At 65.2% G+C, this 19,843-nt stretch carries 18 protein-coding genes and 1 pseudogene; 17 read left to right on the top strand and 2 right to left on the bottom strand.

Annotated features, from left to right (window positions below; genetic code table 11):
• Window positions 1-112 precede the first annotated feature (112 nt).
• From ACVCMJ_RS08365 to ACVCMJ_RS08355, 3 genes are read left to right on the top strand one after another with little or no spacing between them, the layout of a single operon-like run.
• Entirely contained in the window at window positions 113-880 is a 768-nt protein-coding gene (locus tag ACVCMJ_RS08365) for a crotonase/enoyl-CoA hydratase family protein (RefSeq protein WP_447080964.1), read from the top strand.
• Window positions 880-1,698: an HpcH/HpaI aldolase/citrate lyase family protein gene (locus ACVCMJ_RS08360; protein WP_447080963.1), complete on the top strand. Its 819-nt coding sequence runs from the start codon at window positions 880-882 to the stop codon at window positions 1,696-1,698. Before ACVCMJ_RS08365 ends, ACVCMJ_RS08360 begins: the two co-directional genes overlap by 1 nt.
• Window positions 1,695-2,666 carry a thymidylate synthase gene (locus tag ACVCMJ_RS08355; protein WP_447080962.1) on the top strand — a complete coding sequence of 324 codons (972 nt, stop codon included), beginning with the start codon at window positions 1,695-1,697 and terminating at the stop codon, window positions 2,664-2,666. Before ACVCMJ_RS08360 ends, ACVCMJ_RS08355 begins: the two co-directional genes overlap by 4 nt.
• Before the next feature lie 99 nt (window positions 2,667-2,765).
• Here the strand turns inward: ACVCMJ_RS08355 and ACVCMJ_RS08350 are convergent, their stop codons facing one another.
• Window positions 2,766-3,188, bottom strand: a complete 423-nt coding sequence (locus tag ACVCMJ_RS08350) for an OsmC family protein (protein ID WP_447080961.1) — start codon at window positions 3,186-3,188, stop codon at window positions 2,766-2,768.
• A 205-nt stretch (window positions 3,189-3,393) separates the two neighbouring features.
• On the opposite strand from ACVCMJ_RS08350, the gene ACVCMJ_RS08345 reads away from it, so the two are divergent.
• The 14 genes and pseudogenes from ACVCMJ_RS08345 to ACVCMJ_RS08280 all read left to right on the top strand — a co-directional run bounded on the left by ACVCMJ_RS08345 (window position 3,394) and on the right by ACVCMJ_RS08280 (window position 18,474).
• On the top strand, window positions 3,394-5,064 hold the full coding sequence (locus ACVCMJ_RS08345; protein WP_447080960.1) for a cbb3-type cytochrome c oxidase subunit I: 1,671 nt from the start codon (window positions 3,394-3,396) through the stop codon (window positions 5,062-5,064).
• 3 nt (window positions 5,065-5,067) lie between these two features.
• Complete coding sequence (locus tag ACVCMJ_RS08340; protein ID WP_447080959.1) at window positions 5,068-5,700, top strand: cbb3-type cytochrome c oxidase subunit II; 633 nt, start codon at window positions 5,068-5,070, stop codon at window positions 5,698-5,700.
• Entirely contained in the window at window positions 5,697-6,278 is a 582-nt protein-coding gene (locus tag ACVCMJ_RS08335) for a c-type cytochrome (RefSeq protein ID WP_447080958.1), read from the top strand. The genes ACVCMJ_RS08340 and ACVCMJ_RS08335 overlap by 4 nt, the downstream gene beginning before the upstream one ends.
• Before the next feature lie 21 nt (window positions 6,279-6,299).
• The gene (locus ACVCMJ_RS08330; RefSeq protein ID WP_447080957.1) at window positions 6,300-6,980 is read left to right on the top strand and encodes an SCO family protein; all 681 of its coding nucleotides are present in this window, start codon (window positions 6,300-6,302) and stop codon (window positions 6,978-6,980) included.
• Window positions 6,977-7,591, top strand: a complete 615-nt coding sequence (locus tag ACVCMJ_RS08325) for a hypothetical protein (RefSeq protein WP_447080956.1) — start codon at window positions 6,977-6,979, stop codon at window positions 7,589-7,591. Before ACVCMJ_RS08330 ends, ACVCMJ_RS08325 begins: the two co-directional genes overlap by 4 nt.
• Window positions 7,592-7,606: 15 nt before the next feature.
• Window positions 7,607-8,335 carry a 2-polyprenyl-3-methyl-6-methoxy-1,4-benzoquinone monooxygenase gene (coq7, locus tag ACVCMJ_RS08320; protein WP_447080955.1) on the top strand — a complete coding sequence of 243 codons (729 nt, stop codon included), beginning with the start codon at window positions 7,607-7,609 and terminating at the stop codon, window positions 8,333-8,335.
• A gap of 487 nt (window positions 8,336-8,822) precedes the next feature.
• Window positions 8,823-9,965, top strand: coding sequence for an MraY family glycosyltransferase (locus tag ACVCMJ_RS08315; protein ID WP_447082707.1), 1,143 nt, complete (start codon window positions 8,823-8,825; stop codon window positions 9,963-9,965).
• A 57-nt stretch (window positions 9,966-10,022) separates the two neighbouring features.
• On the top strand, window positions 10,023-11,297 hold the full coding sequence (tviB, locus tag ACVCMJ_RS08310; RefSeq protein ID WP_447080954.1) for a Vi polysaccharide biosynthesis UDP-N-acetylglucosamine C-6 dehydrogenase TviB: 1,275 nt from the start codon (window positions 10,023-10,025) through the stop codon (window positions 11,295-11,297).
• Between the two features lie 7 nt (window positions 11,298-11,304).
• Entirely contained in the window at window positions 11,305-12,330 is a 1,026-nt protein-coding gene (locus ACVCMJ_RS08305; RefSeq protein WP_447080953.1) for an NAD-dependent epimerase/dehydratase family protein, read from the top strand.
• 39 nt (window positions 12,331-12,369) lie between these two features.
• Entirely contained in the window at window positions 12,370-13,725 is a 1,356-nt protein-coding gene (gene murJ, locus ACVCMJ_RS08300) for a murein biosynthesis integral membrane protein MurJ (RefSeq protein ID WP_447080952.1), read from the top strand.
• Window positions 13,726-13,761: 36 nt separating this feature from the next.
• Window positions 13,762-14,862 (top strand): glycosyltransferase family 4 protein, encoded by a 1,101-nt coding sequence (locus ACVCMJ_RS08295; protein ID WP_447082706.1) that lies wholly within the window; start codon window positions 13,762-13,764, stop codon window positions 14,860-14,862.
• Between the two features lies 1 nt (window position 14,863).
• Entirely contained in the window at window positions 14,864-16,006 is a 1,143-nt protein-coding gene (locus tag ACVCMJ_RS08290; RefSeq protein WP_447080951.1) for a glycosyltransferase family 4 protein, read from the top strand.
• Window positions 16,003-17,043 (top strand): annotated as a pseudogene (locus tag ACVCMJ_RS08285) (glycosyltransferase); the annotation flags it as partial. The gene ACVCMJ_RS08290 and the pseudogene ACVCMJ_RS08285, both read left to right, overlap by 4 nt.
• Window positions 17,044-17,334: 291 nt before the next feature.
• Window positions 17,335-18,474 (top strand): glycosyltransferase family 4 protein, encoded by a 1,140-nt coding sequence (locus ACVCMJ_RS08280; protein ID WP_447082705.1) that lies wholly within the window; start codon window positions 17,335-17,337, stop codon window positions 18,472-18,474.
• On the opposite strand, the gene ACVCMJ_RS08275 is transcribed toward ACVCMJ_RS08280, so the two are convergent.
• On the bottom strand, window positions 18,445-19,836 hold the full coding sequence (locus ACVCMJ_RS08275; protein ID WP_447080950.1) for a phosphomannomutase/phosphoglucomutase: 1,392 nt from the start codon (window positions 19,834-19,836) through the stop codon (window positions 18,445-18,447). The two genes, ACVCMJ_RS08280 and ACVCMJ_RS08275, sit on opposite strands and share 30 nt — an antisense overlap.
• Window positions 19,837-19,843 lie beyond the last annotated feature (7 nt).

The following is a 19,843-nucleotide window of genomic DNA, read 5'->3' as shown; positions in this document are numbered from 1 at the left end:
GCAGGCGGCGCCTGCAAGGTTGGTCCGTATCATGGGTTCGACCGAGGCCGTACCCAAAGCGCCCATTTTATCCACTAATGGTATCGTCTGATTTGTCGTTGGGGAGAACGGTATGAGCGATTGTGTGGCAGTGCAGCGTCTGGACGGGGTCTGGATCATGCGGTTGAACCGTCCGCAGGCGCGCAACGCCGTGAATCTGGAAACGGCCCAGGCGCTGGCGGCCGCGCTGGACGTGCTGGATGATGATCCGGAGCTCCGGATCGGCATCCTGACCGGCGAAGGAGGAAATTTCTGCTCCGGCATGGATCTGAAGGCTTTTGCGGCGACGGGGCAGCGGCCCTATGTCGGGGATCGCGGCTTTGGCGGCCTGTGCGAGCGGCCCCCCGTAAGGCCGCTCATCGCGGCCGTCGAAGGCTACGCCCTGGCCGGCGGCTGCGAGCTGGCGCTGGCCTGTGACTTGATCGTGGCCTCCCGCGAGGCGCGCTTCGGCGTGCCCGAAGTCAAACGCGGGCTGGTGCCGGGTTCGGGCGGGATGCTGCGCCTGCCGTCGCGGATCCCCTACCATGTGGCGATGGAGGCCGTGCTCACCGGCGATTTTCTGGGCGCCGAACGCCTGCATCAACTGGGGCTCGTGAATCGCCTGGCCGAGCCCGGACAGGCGCTGGATGCGGCCCTGGATATGGCGCGCGGGATTGCGGCGAACGGGCCCCTCGCGGTGCGCGTGGCGAAGTCCATCATTTCCCAGTCGCGCAATTGGCGCCCTGAAGACCAGTTTGACCTGCAGCGGCCGCGTATTGCGCACGTGTTTGTGTCCGAGGACGCGCACGAGGGCGCGACGGCCTTTGCCGAGAAGCGCAAGCCTGTCTGGAAGGGGAAGTGATGCCCGAAGCCGCCCTGCGTTCCGCGTTGTTCGTCCCGGCCATCCGGCCCGACCGTTTTCCCAAGGCCATCGCCAGTGGGGCCGATGCGGTGATCGTGGATCTCGAGGACGCCGTGGCGCCCGAACAGAAGGCAGCCGGCCGCGAGGCGCTGGCGCGCTATGCGCAGGAACATCCCGACGACCGGCTGTGGGTGCGGATCAATGATGGCACGACCGCGTGGTTCGAGGAAGATCTCGCGCTGTGCCGTTCGCTGCCGTCGATTGCCGGCATTGTGCTGCCCAAGGCCCAGAAGGCGGAGCACGTCTACATCGTCTCGGGCGCCGGCAAGCCGCTCATGCCGGTGATCGAATCTGCCGCCGGCGTGCGGGAACTGAGCCACATCGCGGCGGCAAACGGAGTGGTGCGCCTGTCCTTCGGCATCCTGGACCTGATGGTGGAACTCGGTACGCGTCCGGGGTCCCGCGCCGCGCAGTTCGTGCTGGATCAGATGCGCTTCCAGATTCTGGTAGCCAGCCGCATGCATGGTCTCGCTTCTCCGCTGGACAGCGTGTTCGCCGATTTCTCCGACCTGGAAGGCCTCGCGGCGGCCGCCGGCATGGCCCGCGACATGGGGTTTGGCGGCATGCTGTGCGTGCACCCGGCCCAGGTTCCGGTGGTCCACGACGTGTATCGGCCATCGGCCGAGGACCTCGATTGGGCGCGGCGCGTGGTTGCCCATGCGGATGAGACGGGAGAATTCGCGTTCCGGCTGGATGGCCGTATGGTGGATCGGCCGCTCATCGAGCGCGCGCGCCGCGTTATGAGGCAGTCCGCATGAAGCCGTATCTGGATCTGGTGCGGACCATTTTCGAGCAGGGCAGCTGGCAGGACAACCGGACCGGCGTGCGTACGCTCAGTCTGCCGGGCGCCTGTCTGAGATTCGATCTGCGCGACGGTTTTCCGGCCGTCACGACCAAGCGCCTCGCATTCAAGTCCGCCATCGGTGAACTGGTGGGGTTTCTGCGGGCCGGTGACAGCGCGGCCGATTTCCGCGACCTGGGGTGCCGGGTCTGGGACCAGAATGCGAATGAAAATTCGGCTTGGCTCGCCAGCCCCTGGCGCGATGGCGAGGACGATCTGGGCCCCGTCTATGGCGTGCAGTGGCGGCAGTGGCCCGCCTACAAGCTGCTGCCTGAAGGGCAGGCGGCCCGCATCGAAGCCGCGGTGGCCGACGGGTACCGCCGTGTCGCCGCCATCATGGACGGCGGCCAGCCCCAGGTATTGCTGTACAAAGCCATCGACCAGCTTCGGGCGTGCCTGGATGCGCTGATCCGGAATCCGGGCAGCCGGCGCATCCTGTTTCATGGCTGGAATTGCGCCCAGATCGAAGAAATGGCGCTGCCGCCGTGCCATCTGCTCTATCAGTTCCTGGCCAATCCGCAGACCCGCGAATTGTCCTTGTGCCTGTATATCCGCAGCAACGACGTGGGCCTTGGCACGCCCTTCAATCTGGCCGAGGGCGCCGCGCTGGCGCACCTGGTCGCGCGCCTCACCGGCTACGAGCCGCGCTGGTTCACCTACTTCATCGGTGATGCCCACATCTATGAGACGCATGTGGACATGCTGCGCGAACAGTTGCAGCGCGCGCCGTACCCCGCGCCCGTCCTGCGCCTGTCCGACCGCATCCCGTCGTATGCGCGGACGGGCCGCTACGAGCCGGAGTGGCTGGAACAGGTGAAACCGGGTGATTTCAGCCTGGAAGGCTACAGACACCACCCCCCGCTGACGGCGCCCATGGCCGTCTGACGGCGCCCGGTGCTCCGGTGCGTTCGCCAGGAGGCTTCGGGACTTCGGCCCCGCCCGCGGCATCCGGAATCAGGGCGCTCCCCGCGCCCGTAGCGCGGGTCAGCCTTCGGCGATATCGACCGAGAAGGTGATCTTTGCGGTCTTTTCAAGCATGCCGACGGCCGAGCAGTATTTGGTGTGCGAGAGTTCCACCGCTCGTTCCACGGCCTCTCGCGGCAACTGGTGGCCGGTGACTTTGAAGGCGTAGTGAATCAGCGTGAAGACCTTGGGGTCGGTTTCCGCGCGTTCGGCCGTGAGCCTGGCCTGGCAGCCAGTCACGGCATGGCGGCCGCGCTTGAGGATCAGCACGACATCGTACGAGGCGCAACCGCCCGCGCCCACCAGGACCAGTTCCATCGGGCGCGCGGCCAGGTTGTTGCCGCCGCCGGCGGGGTTGCCATCCATGGCCAGGACATGCCCGCTGCCCGTTCGGGCCACGAACAACATGCCTTCCGGGCCTTGCCAGTCGATGGTGCATTCCATGATGCGCGATTCCTTGAGTGGGTCTGGCCGCGGGCTATCGCAGCCGGTTGGAGGGGGCCAAGTTGTCCTTGTCCAGCATGGGGTAATTCAGGATTGAATTCGGCAACGCGGTTTATCATAAACCAAATCTCAGACTACAATACCGTGTTTGCCTAGGGCTCGATTTTCGGGGCCCTGCGTCACTTTTTTGAACCTCGGAAGCGCTGTGGATACCGTAACCGTATTACTCCTGACTTTCATCCTGTCCGTGACGGGGCTGTTTGTCTTCATCTGGTCGTTGCGCCGGAGCATGTTCGACGATAATCCCGAGGCCGCGAAGGTGATCTTCTCGACGGGCGAAATCGGCCACGTCGAGGATCCCTCCGCCACGCCTGAACAGCGGGCCGGCCTGCAACAGGTCGTGATCGACAGCGGCAAGGCCGTGATCGATCCGTCGCTCGCCCAGCAGCTCAAGGAAGAGCTGGCCGAGCGCCTGGAGGCCGACCGCTCCACTTCTTATGTCTGTTTCATCTTCCTGGCCTGTGCCATCGTCTGGTTGATCGCCGCGTCGACTTTCGGGCTCATCAGCTCGATCAAGCTGCATGATCCTGAATTCCTGACGCAGTACGCATGGCTGACCTTCGGGCGCACGCGCACCCTCCACCTCAACATGGTGGCGTATGGCTGGTGTCCGATGGCGGCCTTCGGGGTGGCCATCTGGACGCTGCCGCGTCTGTTGAAGACGCCGCTGATCGGCGGGCGTTTCGCGCTGCTGGGCTGTGTGCTCTGGAATGCCGGGCTGATCGCGGGGCTGGGCGCCATTGCGGCCGGCATCAACGACGGGCTGGAATGGCTGGAAATTCCCTGGCAGGTCAGCATCCTGATCGTCCTGGGCGGCGCGCTCATCGCGCTGCCCCTGGTGTTCACGCTGCGCAACAGGCGCGTGCAGCACATCTACGTGTCGATCTGGTACATGGGCGCGGCGCTCTTCTGGTTCCCGGTGCTCTACCTGGTCGGCAAGGTTCCCGGCGTGCACTTCGGCGTGGAGCAGGCCACCATGAACTGGTGGTTCGGCCACAACGTGCTCGGTCTCTACTACACGCCGATCGCGCTGGGCTCCATTTATTACTTCCTGCCCAAGATCATCGGCCGGCCGATCCAGTCGTACAACATGTCGCTGATCGGCTTCTGGGCATTGGCATTTTTCTACGGCCAGGTCGGCGGCCACCACCTGGTCGGCGGCCCGGTGCCACACTGGCTGGTCACGCTGTCCATCGTGCAGTCCATGATGATGATCATCCCGGTGCTCGCCTTCTCGGTGAACCAGCACCTGACGATGAAGGGCCACTTCAAGACCACCTACTATTCGCCCACGCTGCGGTTCATCCTGCTCGGGGCGATGATGTACACGCTCAGTTCGTTCGAGGGTTCGTTCGAAGCCTTGCGCAGCGTGAGCACGGTCGCCCACTTTACCCACTTCACGGTAGCGCACGCGCACCTGGGGCTGTATGCGTTCTTCACGCTTACCATGTTCGGTGCGATCTATTTCGTCATGCCGCGCATCATGTCGTGGGAATGGCCACACCCCAAGCTCATCATCGTGCACTTCTGGCTGGTGGCGCTCGGCTTCGCCATCTACTTCGTGAGTCTGTCGATCGGTGGCTGGCTGCAGGGACTGGACATGCTGGACCCGGCCAAACCCTTCATGGATTCCGTGCGCGTCACGCTGCCGTATCTCGAGGGCCGCTCCGTGGGTGGTGCTCTGATGACCCTGGGGCATCTGGTCTTTGCGGTGCATTTCGTCCTGATGGCTCTGCGCTATGGCACGAAACGCGTCGGCCCCGCCTTGTTACACAAACATCGTTTGCCTGAGCAGCAGGCGATTGCAGGTGCCTGAATCATGGAAAGCGAATACAAACTCCTCAGCGGCGCGATGGTGACGCTTGCGCTGGCTACCGCCACGCTGGTGGTGCTGCCTTACATGCAGCTCGACAATGTGCCGCCGTCGCCGGGCCTCAAGCCCTATACCGAGCAGCAGCTTCGCGGCCGCGAAGTCTACATCGCAATGGGTTGCCTCTACTGTCACTCGCAACAGCCGCGCAGCCAGTCCCAGGCGCCGGACTTCGAGCGCGGCTGGGGCCGCGCACCGGTGGCGGGCGATTACTACTACGATCACCCGCACCTGCTCGGAACCAGCCGGACCGGGCCGGACCTCTTCAATATTGGCGCCCGCCAGCCCAGCGTGGACTGGAATCTGGGCCACCTGTATGAGCCGCGCGCCTATACGCCCGGCAGCATCATGCCGGCGTTCCCGTTCATGTTCGACCTCAAGGACAAGGCAGAGCCGGGCGACAAGGTCGTGAATCTGCCCCCCAGCTATGCGCCCCCCGGCAAGGTGGTGGTCGCCAAGCAGGAAGCGCTGGACTTGGTGGATTACCTGGTCAACCTGAACCACACTTATCCCGTGGATCCGGGCGCACAGTTGCCGCAGTTGTCTCCTGAGCAGGCGGCCAAGGACGGAGTCAAGCAATGAGCGAAAAAAGAGATGCCCAGCAGCGCCGCGAGTACTCCGAACCGTACGAGGGCGGTCACCCGGTCCCCCGGGTAGTTCTGGTCATCATTGGGCTGCTGGTGGTCTGGGCGGTGTATCACCTCTACGTCAGCTTCAATCCGATGCCGGCCTCGGTGGGCGACGACCGTGTCGCTCAGGACTTCATCGTGCCCAAGACGGCCAACGGCGGCCAGCTCTACACGGCCAACTGTGTGGCCTGCCACCAGGCCAATGGCGCAGGCGTGCCCGGCGTGTTCCCGCCGCTGTCCAAGTCCGAATTCGTCGATGCCAAGGATCCGGGCGTGATGGTACGCATCGTGTTGCACGGCATCCACGGCCCCATCACGGTTGAAGGCAAACAGTACAACGGCGAGATGCCGCACTTCCAGGACAAGTTCTCCGACGAGGAGGTTGCGGCGCTGGTCACCCATGTGCGTTCCAGCTTTGGCAATAGCGCTTCAGCGGCTGATGCAAAGCTCGTGGCCAAGGTCCGTGAGGAAACCAAGGACAGGACCACTCCCTGGAAGGGTGACGAGGACTTGCGTCCCTTGTTGAAGTAGCCAGGTTTTTGCGGGGTTGCCGTGCGGCTGGTATTGGCCCTGGTGTTGGCCCTGGCAGCGGGCTTGGGGTCGCTGTACGCGGTGACCTCGGGCTTCACCGTCCTGACCGCCGAGGGCGCGCGGCGCCAGAGCGTCGCTGCCCATCCGCGCGTCTTGCCCGACGCGAGGGTAGTGGATTCGGCCGGCCATGCGTTCCCGCTCGATGTCGACCTGCGCCGTGACGGCCGCGTCGCCATCGTCAATTTCTTCTACACGCGGTGCGTGGCCCTGTGCCTGGCCCAGGGGGCGCTGACCGATCGTTTGCAGCAGGCGATCACTGCTGAAGGTCTGCAGCATCGCATCCGACTGATCAGCATCAGTTTCGATCCCCGCGACAAGGCGCCCGACCTGGCGCGCTACGCCCAGCGGATGGGTGCGGACCCGGACACCTGGCAGTTTCTCTCCTTTGCGGACCCCGTGCAGGCACAGGCCGTGCTGAAGGCGTTTGGCATTCTCGTGGTGCCGGCGCCATTGGGTGAATTCGAACATAACGCCGCGTTCCACCTGGTGACGCCGGATGGGCGGCTCGCCCGCGTTCTCGATCTGGATCAGGCCGGCCGGGCGCTCGAGGCTGCGAAACAGTGGCTGGCGCTTCGAAGCCCGGGCGGCACCCCGACTTCCATAAGGCCCCAGGCATCGTCGGTGGGGGTGCCCCGCTCATGATGAACGTGGCGCGCGGCTGGAAGTTCTCGCTGTTGGCGGCCGTTGTTGCGCTGGGTCTTGCGCTGGGATTGCGCCATGCATTGACGGCGCTCATGAGCCTTCATATGCTGGTGCAAATTCCATTGCTCGTGTTGGCGGGTCTGTTTGCCGAGCAGGCCTGGCACCGGTTCCACGCGGGTGCGGCATCGGCAGTGGGACGGTCCGCGGCACCGTCCGTCCGCTGGTCCTGGAATGCCCATGGTCTGCCCGGCCTATTGCTGGTCAGCCTGATCGGCGCCTGCTGGATGATTCCCAAGGCGCTCGACGATGCCCTCGTCGACTGGCGGGTGGCGGCGTTCAAGTATCTCGGCCTTCCGGTCTGCGGCTGGGTCCTCCGGGCCTCGCTGCGGGAGTCGAACGTCGTCGTTAAACTGTTCTTCCTGGGCAATTTTTGCTGGATGAGCGCCATCGTCGGTATCGAATACATGAGTGAGCCCATCCGGCTGTGCAACGCCTATCTGCAGGATGATCAGGACTGGTCGGGCAGGGGACTGATCGCGCTGGCCATCATTCTGCCGTCCTGTTGGCTGTTGGCGGAACTCAAGCCTATCTGGCGTTTTCTGAATCGTTGAACGGAGGGCATCATCATGGTGGATGCGGACAATGCGACGACCGCGGAAGCTGTCTGGACACGCGAGGGGTTTCGCCACGAGGATTCGGCATCGACCGGGTGGCAGCGCCGGGATCGCTGGGTGGACCGCGTGTTGGCGGAGGCTGGGCGGGCGCTGAATGTACTGGACGGATCGGTCCCGCATGCGCGGCCGTATCCGGCTGGTCCGGCCCTGGGTGGGGAACCGGCGCTTTCCGAGGCCGAGGCGCGCCATGCGGCTGGCCTCATGCGGGTCAACCATGTGGGCGAAATCTGTGCGCAGGCGCTGTATCGAGGCCAGGCGTTGCTGTGCCGCGATGCCTCCGTTCGTGGGGTGATGCAGCATGCCGCCGAAGAAGAAGTCGATCACCTGGCATGGTGCCGTGAGCGTCTCAACGAATTGCACAGCCGGCCGAGCTTGCTCAATCCCGTGTGGTATCTGGGCTCGTTCGGGCTGGGTCTGATGGCCAGCCGCGCCGGCAGTGCACGGAATCTCGGTTTCATGGCGGAGACCGAGCGCCAGGTCGAAGAGCATCTCGACGGCCACCTGTCGGCGTTGCCGGCGCAGGACCTGCGCTCGCGCCAGGTGGTCACGCAGATGCGCGATGATGAAATCGGCCATCGCGCGACGGCGGAACGACACGGGGCGGTGTCGTTGCCGGCGCCCGTCCGGATCGCCATGCGCTGCATGTCGCGGGTCATGACCGTCACGGCTTACCGCCTTTAGCGACGCCACGGGAAAGCGGGAAGATGTAACGATATCTGAGGAACAGGGCCATGGCGGCAGCGTGCGCTGTCGGGCGGGCGGGCTAAACCCTAGGAATCATAACGTTTTCCCTTTGTTGTTGCCCTGGTGCAACGAAACTAAGGCCGATATCTATTGACAACAATTTGAACTTGATCGGCGGTGAAAGCCTTCTATATAATTTGCTTATTGGATGTCGAGACGTGATTGCAGCGGGAAAACCCTAGCCAAAGTCACGGGCGGCTCGGACCCAGGTCCTAGTAGCCGCGACATGCCCCGGTTGTCTCCTCCACCCTCCTCCTTTGGTGGATTTAGCCCAGGATCTTCGGATCTTGGGCTTTTTTTTGGCCTGATTCACCGCCATTGCCGTACGCGGGGCGGCTTTTTGTTGCATTTGGGCCTCCCCATAGGCGCGCATGTGTCACAAATCGACCGATAATAGGGTTTATCCTCGCTTTTCGTGACTGACTTGAACCCCTCCAACCTGTCTGCTTCCCTCGGCTGGCCCATCATCGGCATTGTGGCCTTCACGGTAGGGGGGCTGATCGTAGCGTCGGAACGCTGGCATGGCCGGTTCACGGATGATACGGATATGCACAAACCCCAGGCCATGCACAAAAAGCCTGCGCCCCGGGTGGGCGGCCTGGCGGTGGTGGCGGGCAGTCTGGCGGGGCTGCTGGTGCTGGGGCCGCACAATATGACGCTGACCTGGCTGTGGCCGGCGCTGTTCGTCGCGGCGCTGCCGGTCTTCGTGGCGGGCCTTCTCGAAGATATCACCAAGGACGTGGGCGCGGGCAAGCGTCTGCTGGCCGCGTTCATCTCCGCCGGCATCGCGTGGTGGCTCCTGGGCGGCGTGTCCCGGGTGGGCCTTCCATGGGCGGACGGGCTTTTGTCGAACTGGCCCATCATTTCCCTGGTCTTCACGATCGTGGCGGTCGGTGGTTGCACCCACGCGCTGAACATCATCGACGGCATGAACGGGCTGGCCGGCATGATTGCGACCCTGATGGCGGTGTCGCTGGCGCTGGTGGCATTGCAGGTCCAGGACACTCCCATTTTTCTGATTTCGACGGCCCTGGCCTCGGCCGCGCTGGGCTTTCTGGTCTGGAATTTTCCTTTTGGCCGTGTCTTTCTTGGGGACGGCGGAGCGTACTTCCTTGGCTTCATGTTGGCCGAACTCGCCGTGCAGCTTGTCGTGCGCAATCCCGGCGTCTCGCCTTTCTATGCGTTGGCCGTGTTGTTCTATCCGGTGTTCGAGACGCTGTTTTCAATCTGGCGGCGCAAGTTCAAGCGTGGCGTCCCTGTCGATCAGCCGGATGCCCTGCACTTGCATCAACTGGTTTTTCGCCGCCTGGTGCGTGTGACCTTCAGCCGGGATCGGCGTCACGCGCTGCCCGCGCTCTGCAATGCCATGACATCGCCTTATCTCTGGGTGCTGGCCCTGATCGGACTGGTACCCGCGACGATCTGGTGGGACAACGCCTGGGCTTTGTGCGTCAGCATGCTTTGCTTTGCGGCGGTGTACATCTGGCTGTATATCCGCCTGGTCAAATGGCGCCGGCCACGCTGGCTGTTGCTGCCGTCGCTGGGCCGAGGCGGCCGGCACCATTAGAGTGGGATCATCAACATTATTCTGCACAACACGGCACATGAGCCGGGGAGAATCAACTTGAACATTCAGGACGTCAAACTGGCCGTTGTGGGCCTGGGTTATGTGGGCCTGCCGCTGGCGGTGGAGTTTGGCAAGCAACGATCCGTTCTTGGTTTCGACATCAACGCGCGGCGCATCGACGAGTTGCGCGCGGGAAGAGATCACACGCTGGAGGTCAGCGGTCAGGAGCTGGGCGAGGCCAGCCATCTGCGGTTTTCCAGCGATCCGGCGGAGCTCGCCTCGGCCAATGTCTTCATCGTGACCGTGCCGACCCCCATCGACGAATACAAGCAGCCAGACCTCACACCGCTGGAGCGCGCCAGCGAACTCATCGGCCGCATCCTCAAGCGCGGTGATACCGTCATCTATGAATCCACGGTCTACCCCGGCGCAACCGAGGAGGTCTGTGTCCCGGTGCTCGAACGCGTGTCGGGGCTGAAGTTCAACGTGGATTTCTACGCGGGCTACAGTCCCGAGCGCATCAACCCGGGCGACAAACAGCACCGGGTATCGACGATTCGCAAGGTCACCTCCGGCTCGACGCCGGAAGTGGCCGATCTCGTGGATGCGCTTTATCGCCAGATCATCAAGGCCGGAACCCACAAGGCCTCGTCGATCAAGGTGGCCGAGGCCGCGAAGGTCATCGAGAACACCCAGCGCGATGTGAACATTGCGCTCATCAACGAACTCGCACTCATCTTCAACCGCATCGGCATCGACACGCTGGACGTGCTCGAAGCCGCTGGCACCAAGTGGAACTTCCTGCCGTTTCGCCCCGGGCTGGTGGGCGGGCACTGCATTGGCGTCGACCCCTATTATCTGACCCACAAGGCGCAGGCCATCGGCTACCACCCGGAGGTCATCCTGGCGGGGCGCCGCCTGAACGATTCCATGGGCACCTACGTGGTGGCGCAGCTCGTCAAGGCAATGACCAAGCGTCGCATCCAGGTCCAGGATTCGCACGTGCTGGTGATGGGCCTGACCTTCAAGGAAAACTGTCCGGACCTGCGCAATACACGGGTGGTCGACATCGTGCGCGAGCTGCGCGAGTACAACATCAAGGTCGACGTCTACGATCCGTGGGTGGATCCCGCGGAGGCCAGGCACGAGTACGGCATCACGCCGATCGCCAAACCGGAGGCCGGCTCGTACGACGGTGTCATCGTTGCCGTTGCACACCACCAGTTTGCCGAGATGGGCGCCGCTGCCCTGCGCGCGCTGGGCAAACCCCAGCATGTGCTCTATGACCTCAAGTACATTCTCGCCCGTGGCGAGTCTGATCTGCGTCTGTGAGGCGGGCATGACGACACGTTATGAGGCGGTCCGTGCTGAATTGCAGGCCAAGCCGCGCACCTGGCTGGTGACCGGGTGTGCCGGCTTCATCGGCTCGAACCTCCTGGAAACCCTGCTTTCGCTCGACCAGACGGTGGTGGGGTTGGACAACTTTTCGACCGGCTATCAGCACAATCTGGACGAGGTCCGGTCGCTCGTCACTCCGACGCAGTGGGTGCGCTTTCGGTTCATCGAAGGCGACATCCGCGATCTGGATACCTGCCGCCAGGCGATGGAGGGCGTGCAGCACGTGCTGCATGAGGCCGCGCTGGGCTCGGTGCCGCGTTCGCTGAAGGACCCGATCACCACCAATGCGGTGAACGTCGGGGGGCAGCTCAATATGCTGGTGGCTGCGCGCGATGCGCAGGTGCAATCCTTCGTCTATGCGGCCTCCAGTTCGACCTATGGCGATCATCCGGGCCTGCCCAAGATCGAGGACCAGATCGGCAAGCCGCTGTCTCCCTACGCGATCACCAAATACGTCAATGAGCTTTACGCCGATGTGTTCGCGCGCGCCTACGGGTTCAAGGCGATCGGGTTGCGGTACTTCAACGTCTTTGGCAGGCGCCAGGACCCGGATGGCGCCTATGCGGCGGTGATTCCGAAGTGGGTCTCGTCGATGATCCGCGACCAGGAAGTCGTCATCAACGGCGACGGTGAAACCAGCCGGGACTTCACCTTCATCGAAAACGTGGTCCAGGCCAATCTGCTGGCCTCCCAGGCGGGCCCGGAGGGCCTGAACCAGGTTTACAACGTGGCGTTCAATGCCCGCACCACCCTGAACGAGTTGTTCGGCCATTTGCGTGATGTCCTTGGGCGCAACGGCGTCAGCTACGCGCGCGAACCGCGCTACGGCGACTACCGTGCGGGCGATGTGCGCCACTCGCAGGCCGATGTTTCGAAGGCTCGGCGGCTGCTGGGCTACGATCCACTCTTTGACATCCTGCACGGGCTGGAAGTCGCCATGCCGTGGTACACGCAGTTTCTGCGCTGACAGGCAGGGCGCGATCACCGTCATGATCGGGAGTGCCGCGTGTTTGCGCCCCTGAAGCGCTGGTACGGCAGCCTGCCGGCTGATCATCTGCGGATTGCGCAGGGGGCTGCCCGCGTCGCGTTCTTCCTGCTCATGGGCAAGGCGGTCGGTGCGTTCAAGGAGATGGCGGTCGCCTACCGCTACGGCGTCAGCGACGTGGTCGATGCCTATCAGTTCACGCTGACGCTGGCGAACTGGCTGCCGCTGACCCTGGTGGGTGCTTGCTCGGTGGTTCTGATCCCGGTGCTGGTGCGCAGCCGCCACGGCAATCGGAGGATGCACGGGCGGTTCGTAGGCGAGCTGCAGGGCTGGTCCTGGCTGCTGGGCGCCCTGATTGCGCTGCTGCTGGCCCTCGGGTGGCCCGTCGTGTTGCGCGTGGCCGGGTCCGGCCTTTCTCCGGCCGTGCGCGGCATGAGCCTGGAACTGATCCTGGCTTTTGCCCCCGCGGCGCTGTTCACGATCTGGACCGGCCTCAGCGCGGCCCGACTGCGCGCGCATGAGCGCCACATCAATACGCTGCTCGACAGTGTGCCTGCCCTGATGATCATGCTGTGGGTCCTGCTGGCCTCGCCCGGGGCGGGCGTGCTGCCGCTGCTGTGGGGCACGCTGCTCGGGTATGCGCTGCAGTCCTTGCTCGTGGAATGGCTGGCGAGGCGCGCGGATGCCGTGCCGGTCCGGGTCCGTTTGCACCGCCGTGCGCCGCAATGGACCAGCCTGACGGCTGCAGCGAGCATCATGCTGCTCGGGCAGCTCGCCATGAGTTTCGTGGGGCCCATCGATCAGTACACTGCCGCTCGGCTCGGACAGAACGCCAACGCTACGCTGGGCTATGCGGCGCGGCTGCTGTCGCTGCTGATCGGACTGGGCGCGGCATCGGTGGGGCGAGCGGCGCTGCCGGTGCTCTCTGACGTGCAGGCGCGTGGCGACGCGGCTCACGCCCGCGGGATGGCGCTGAAATGGTCAGCCGCCATGCTGCTGATCGGTGCTGTGGTGGTGGGACTGGGCTGGTGGCTGGCCCCCTGGGGCGTGTCGGTGCTGTTCGAACGGGGCGCCTTCACCGCACAGGATACGGTGCTCGTGGCCGAGGTCCTGCGCTGGGGGCTGTTGCAGATTCCGTTTTACTTCGGGGTGCTGATCCTCGTGCAGTTGCTGGCCAGCCAGAACCGCTATGGCTGGATGGCCACGATCGCAGTCGTGAATTTTCTCATCAAGGCATGGATGAACACGGTGCTCGCACCGCGGATGGGTGTCGCCGGCATCATGCTGGCTACCAGTATCATGTATGCCATGTCGTACGTGTGTTATCTGGGGCTGGCCCTGAAGGGGCTTCCTGATACAGCACGCCGGACGGAGTAGATACAGGTGGACAGTATCCGGGAGCGGTCGCATCTGATGATCGTGATTCATTCCTTGCAAGGTGGCGGGGCCGAAAGAGTGGCCGTGGATATGGCCGGTTACTGGCTGGAGCGCGGCTCCGGGGTGTCCGTGGTGACGCTGATGGACGCGTCCGAAGACGCCTATCGCCTGCCCCAGGGCGTCACCCGGTATGCGCTGCGCCTTGCCGCGGATACCGGTGGCGGCGTGCGGGCATTGTGGAGCAATCTGCGGCGCATTCTGGCGGTGCGCCGGCTGGTGCGCCGGCACCGGCCGACCGTGGTACTTGGGATGATGACCCGAGGTTCCATCCTGGCCGTGGCTGCCGCGAGGGGACGGTGCCGCGTGGTAGCCACCGAACATACCCATCCGCCGATTCAGGCTCTTCCACCCTCTTGGCAACGCCTGCGGCGCTGGGCTTATCCACGCGCCGACGCGGTGGTCGCATTGACGCATGGCACCGCGCGGTGGCTGGACAGCCACGTACCCGGCGTGCAGGCGCAGGTCATTCCCAATGCTGTCCATTGGCCGCTTGAAGCGGGCGAGCCTGCCGTGCCGGTCGCCCGGACCACCGGGCGGCTGCGCCTGCTGGCCGTGGGCCGCCTGCATGCCGTCAAGGGCTTTGCGTGCCTGCTGCGCGCCTTTGCAATGCTGGCCGCGATCTTTCCGGACTGGGATCTGACCATCCTGGGCGAGGGAGGCGAGCGCCTGGCGCTCGAGGCCTTGCGCGACGAGTTGGGGTTGCAGGAACGTGTCAGCCTGCCCGGGCGCGTCGGGAACGTGGGGGCGTGGTACCAGGCCTCGGACCTGTACGTCCTGAGTTCGGTGGCCGAGGGGCTCTCCAATACGCTGCTGGAGGCGATGGCCAGCGGTTTGCCCTGCGTGGCTTTCGACTGCGAGACCGGGCCGCGCGAAATCATTCGTGATGGCATCGACGGCGTACTGGTGCAACCCGTCCAGGATCCTGACGCACTGGCCGCCCGCCTGTCCGAACTGATGGCGGATCCGGCCCTGCGCATGCGCTATGCGGACCGGGCGGTGGACGTGCGGGATCGTTTCAGTACCGCACGTATCATGGCGCTGTGGGGCCAGGTTTTTTGCGGCAATCGGGTAAATTGACATGCGGATACTGTTTCTCGTCAGTTCCATGCATGGAGGCGGCGCCGAACGCGTGGCGGCGACGCTGGCCAGTGCCTGGGCGCGTCGCGGGGACGAAGTCATCCTCGTGAGCTGCTACACGGGTCACGGGGGCTGTGATCAGCAGCTCGATCCGGGCGTCCGGCTGCTCTGGCTGGCGGACCGTATCCGGGGTCCCGCCTGGTTGCGGCCGGCGAGCAAGCTGCTGGCTTTGCGCGCGCTGGCGCGTGAGTTGCATCCGGACCGGGTGTTGTCGTTTCTCACCAATGTCAATGTCACAGCGCTGCTGGCGCTCTATGGACTGGGCTTGCGGGTGGTCGTGTCCGAGCGCACGGATCCGGCTCAGGGCGCGCTTCTGCTGGAACGTTCCTTGCGCGGGTTGCGGCGCCTGACTTATCCCCTGGCGCATTGTGTGGTCGTGCAGACCCGGCAAAGCGTGCCGCATCTTCGCCAGGTCGCGCCGGGCGTGCGGCGCATCGCGGTCATTCCCAATCCCCTGCCGGACGGCTTGCCGCCCGTGCGCGACGCCGAGGCTTCGGCCGGGCGTTTCGTGCTGGCCGCGCTGGGCCGGTTCGATCCCGCCAAGCAGTTCGACCGCTTGATCGAGATCTTTGCCGGGCTTGCCAGTCAGTTCCCCGACTGGGATCTATGGATATGGGGCGATGGCCCCCAGCGCGAGCCGTACCAGCGGCGGGTCCGCGATCTGGAATTGGAGGATCGCATCCATTTGCCGGGCTTCAGCCGCACTCCGTGGGAGAACCTCCGCGCCGCGCACGGGTTCGTGCTCAGCTCCCGGGTGGAAGGCTTCCCCAACGCGCTCCTCGAAGCCATGGCACTGGGATTGCCGTGCGTCAGTACCGACTGCCCCTCTGGTCCGGCGGAGTTGACGCGCAACGGCCAGGATGCGACGCTGGTCCCCCTGGACGACTCCTCGGCCATGGCCGACGCGCTGGCCGCGCTCATGCGGTCAACGCCGGCGCAGCGGCTTGCGAGCGGGCTGTCCGCGGCGGCCTCCGTGCGCAGCCGGTATGGACTGACCGCCGTTCTGCGGGACTGGGATGCCGCCTGGGAGAGCGATCCCCCCCCGACAATATCCGCCGCCGCAGGCGACACCGACATCGAATGAACGCAAAGGACATCATGATGGCAGACCGCACAGAAGGCGATCTTCCCGAGCCAGATTTCCAACAAGGCACTTCCGGCGTCGCCGCGCCGCTGCACGTCGTCCACATCATCTCGGGTCTGCTGCATGGCGGCGCGGAGACGGTACTGCGCAGACTGGTGACGGCGCCCGGAACTTCCATGCGGCATACCGTCATCTCGATGGGCGGCGAGGGCGTCATAGGGCCGGTGTTGCGCGAGGAAGGCGTCGAGGTGCTGACCCTGGAGATGCAGGGGGTCTGGGGCGCGCTGCGCGGATTGTGGCGATTGTTCCGGATCCTGCGCGAGCGACGGCCGGATGCGGTGCAGACATGGATGTACCACGCCGATTTGCTGGGGGGGCTGGTGGCCCGCCTCGCGGGCGTCCGGGCGGTGGCCTGGGGGATTCGCAATTCGGGGGTGGGTCTGGCCGAAACCAGCCGCTCCTCCCGCGCCGCCGCATGGGTCTGCGCGCGCGTGTCGGGCTGGTTGCCGGGAGTCATCGTGGCGTGTGCACGCCGTGCCGCCCAGGTGCACCAGGAGTGGGGCTACCGTGCCGATCGCATGCTGGTGGTGCCCAACGGCTACGATCTGTCAGTCTGGCACCCGGACGCGGAGGACCGCGCCCGCTGGCGTAGCCAGTGGGGCGTCTCGGATGGCACCGTGCTGCTGGGCAGCGTGGCGCGCTGGAACCCGCAAAAGGATCACGCCAATCTGCTGGCGGCGATGGGGCTGGTGGTTCGCCGTCATCCGGCCTTGCGGTGTGTGCTGGTCGGCCTGGGCATGTCGCGCGACAATGCGGCGCTCATCGATCTGGCCCGGCACTATGGACTGTTGGATCATCTGATCTTTCTCGGGCGCCGTGACGATGTGCCGTCCCTGATGCGCGCGCTGGACGTGCACGTACTCTCCAGCAAGGCCGAAGGCTTTCCCAATGTGGTGTCCGAGGCCATGGCCTCGGGGGTCGCGTGTGCCGTCACCGACGTGGGCGATGCCGCCGATATCGTGGGCGAACATGGATGGGTGGCGCCCGCCCAGGATGCGGCCGCGCTGGCCGAGGCCATCGAACAGGCCATCGCGGCGGTGCAGGGTCCGCAATGGAGGTCGTTTTCCGAGGCGGCTCGCGCTTCCGTGGCGCAACGCTATAGCCTTCAGGCCATGGTGGACCGCTATGAGACTGTCTGGCGGCGACTGGCAGCCGATTATCCCGCGCGACGACCGGGTGCAGGCCGCGCGTCCGCCGCGGCACGGGCCGGCGAGCCTCGCGCCACCCGGCCTGCAGGGTCCGGCGACGCCGTTCCGGCGGCCTCCCGCCTGCTGTTCCTGGTCAACAACCCGGCCTTCTTCCTGTCGCACCGGCTGCCGCTGGCGCTCGCCGCGCGCGATGCCGGTTACGACGTGCATGTCGCGACCATGGACGGGCCTTCGGTTTCTGAAATCCGCTCCCATGGCCTTGCGCACCACGTCGTGCGGATGTCGCGCAGCGGGATGAACCCCTGGGCGGAGGCAAAGACCCTGTGGGCGTTCTGGCGCTTGCTGCGGGCGCTTCGCCCCGACCTGGTGCATGCCGTCACCATCAAGCCCGTCCTGTATGGCGGAATTGCCTGCCGGTTGGCCCGGGTCCCGGCGTTCATCGCGGCGATCTCGGGACTGGGCTATGTGTTCCTGCAGCCTTCGGGAAGCGGGGGCCTGTTGCGGCGGCTGGCGCTCGTGCTCTATCGATGCGCGTTGGCGGGCCGCAACAGCCGCGTGATTTTCCAGAACACTGCCGATCGGGACGTGCTGGTGGCCGCCGGGGCCGTGCGACCTGAACAGGCGGTGATGCTGCGCGGCTCGGGGGTGGATCTGGACCGGTTCACCCCGCAGCCGTGGCCTGAGGAGCCCGTCACGGTCTGCATGGCATCGCGCCTGCTGCGGGACAAAGGCGTCGAGGAGTTCGCCGCTGCCGCGCGCCTGGCGCGCGAACAAGGTGCCGCGCTGCGCTGGCGTCTCGCGGGCAGCCCGGACCCGGGCAACCCTGCGTCAATCGATCTTGCGCTGGTACGGGGCTGGGAGTCCGCGGGATTGCTGGAATACGTCGGCGAATGCACGGACGTCGCCGTCCTGTATGCCCAATCGCATATTGTGGCGCTTCCGTCCTATCGCGAGGGTCTGCCCAAGTCCCTGATTGAGGCGGCCGCCTGTGGGCGTCCGGTGGTCACCACCGATGTGCCGGGGTGCCGGGATGCCGTGGAACCGGGGATGAGCGGCCTGCTGGTTCCCGCGCGCGATGCACGGGCATTGGCAGAGGCCGTCCTTCGGCTCGCCGGGGATTCGTCGTTGCGGGAACGCATGGGTGCGGCGGGACGTGCGCTGGCCGAGCGGGACTTCGGCCTGGCGGGGATCGTCCGCGCTCACCTGGACCTGTATGCGGAACTGACCGCCTCAGAAGGGCAGCGCGTGGCCGGGCAATAGCGCGCGGATCGCGTCGCGGAATTCATCCTGGATCTGTTTCAGCGCCTCGGGGGTATCGCCCTCGAAGCGCAGCACGACGACGGGGGTGGTGTTCGAGGCGCGCGCCAGCCCGAAACCGTGAGGGTATTCCGCGCGGATTCCATCGATCGTGATGCGCTCGGTTGCGCCGGGGAATTTCCCTTCGGCCTGCAGCCGGGCGATGAAGCGGTGAGGTTCGCCCTCGGCCATGGCGAGCTTCAGCTCGGGCGTCGATTGGCCTTGCGGCAGGCTCTCCAGCAATGCGCCGGGATCGGTACTGCGCGACAGGATCTCCAACAGGCGCGCCCCGGCGTACAGACCGTCGTCGAAGCCATACCACCGTTCGTTGAAGAAAATGTGGCCGCTCATTTCGCCGGCCAGCGGCGCGCCCGTTTCGGCCAGCTTGGCCTTGATGAGCGAGTGCCCGGTCTGCGACATGGTCGGTACGCCGCCGGCGTCGCGGATGGCCTGCACCAGGTGGCGGCTGCATTTCACATCGAAAATGATAGGGGCGCCCGGAACCCGTTGCAGAATGTCGCGTGCAAACAGGATGAGCTGGCGATCCGGCCAGATGATCTGGCCATTGCGGGTGACCACGCCCAGCCGGTCGGCGTCTCCGTCGAAGGCCAGGCCGAGTTCGCAGTCGGTGTGCCGGAGATGGGCGATCAGATCCTGCAGGTTGGCCGGATCGGCGGGATCGGGATGGTGATTGGGAAACGTGCCGTCCACCGTGGCGTAAAGTTCATCCACCGTGCAGCCCAGCGCGCGGAACAGTCGGCCCGCGACCACAGCGCCCACGCCGTTGCCGCAATCGATGGCAATCTTCAGCGGACGCGCCAGGCGGATGTGGTCGGTGATGTGGCGGATGTAGGTGTCGACCAGATCCTGGCTGTTGCCCTGGCCCGGCGCGATGCCTTTTGGCGCCTCGATGTCGGCCATGGCCGTGCGCAATGCCTGGATGTCATCGCCGTGCAGCGTGCGGCCGGCGATCATGAGTTTGAAGCCGTTGTACTCCGGCGGATTATGGCTGCCGGTGATTGCCACGCCGGATCCGCTGCCGTCCAGGTGCGTCGCAAAGTAGACCAGCGGCGTGTGGACGAGCCCCAGGTCCACGGTATTGAGGCCGCCCGTCTGCAAGCCCGCCTGCAACGCATCAGAGAGCGCCGGACTGCTGATCCGGCCGTCATGTCCCACCACCATGCCGCGGACGCCTTCCTGGCGCGATTGCGCGGCCAGCGCCAGCCCAAGGCGATAGGCAAAGCGCTCATTCAACTGGGCGGGGACGGTTCCGCGAATGTCGTAGGCCTTGAAGACGGCGGCGGGCAGGGAAGTTTGATCGGTCAAGGCAGTC

The organism is Castellaniella sp. UC4447_H14, from assembly GCF_052978285.1.
Note: the sequence above shows the minus strand (reverse complement) of the source record. Positions and strands in the feature narration are given on the sequence as shown.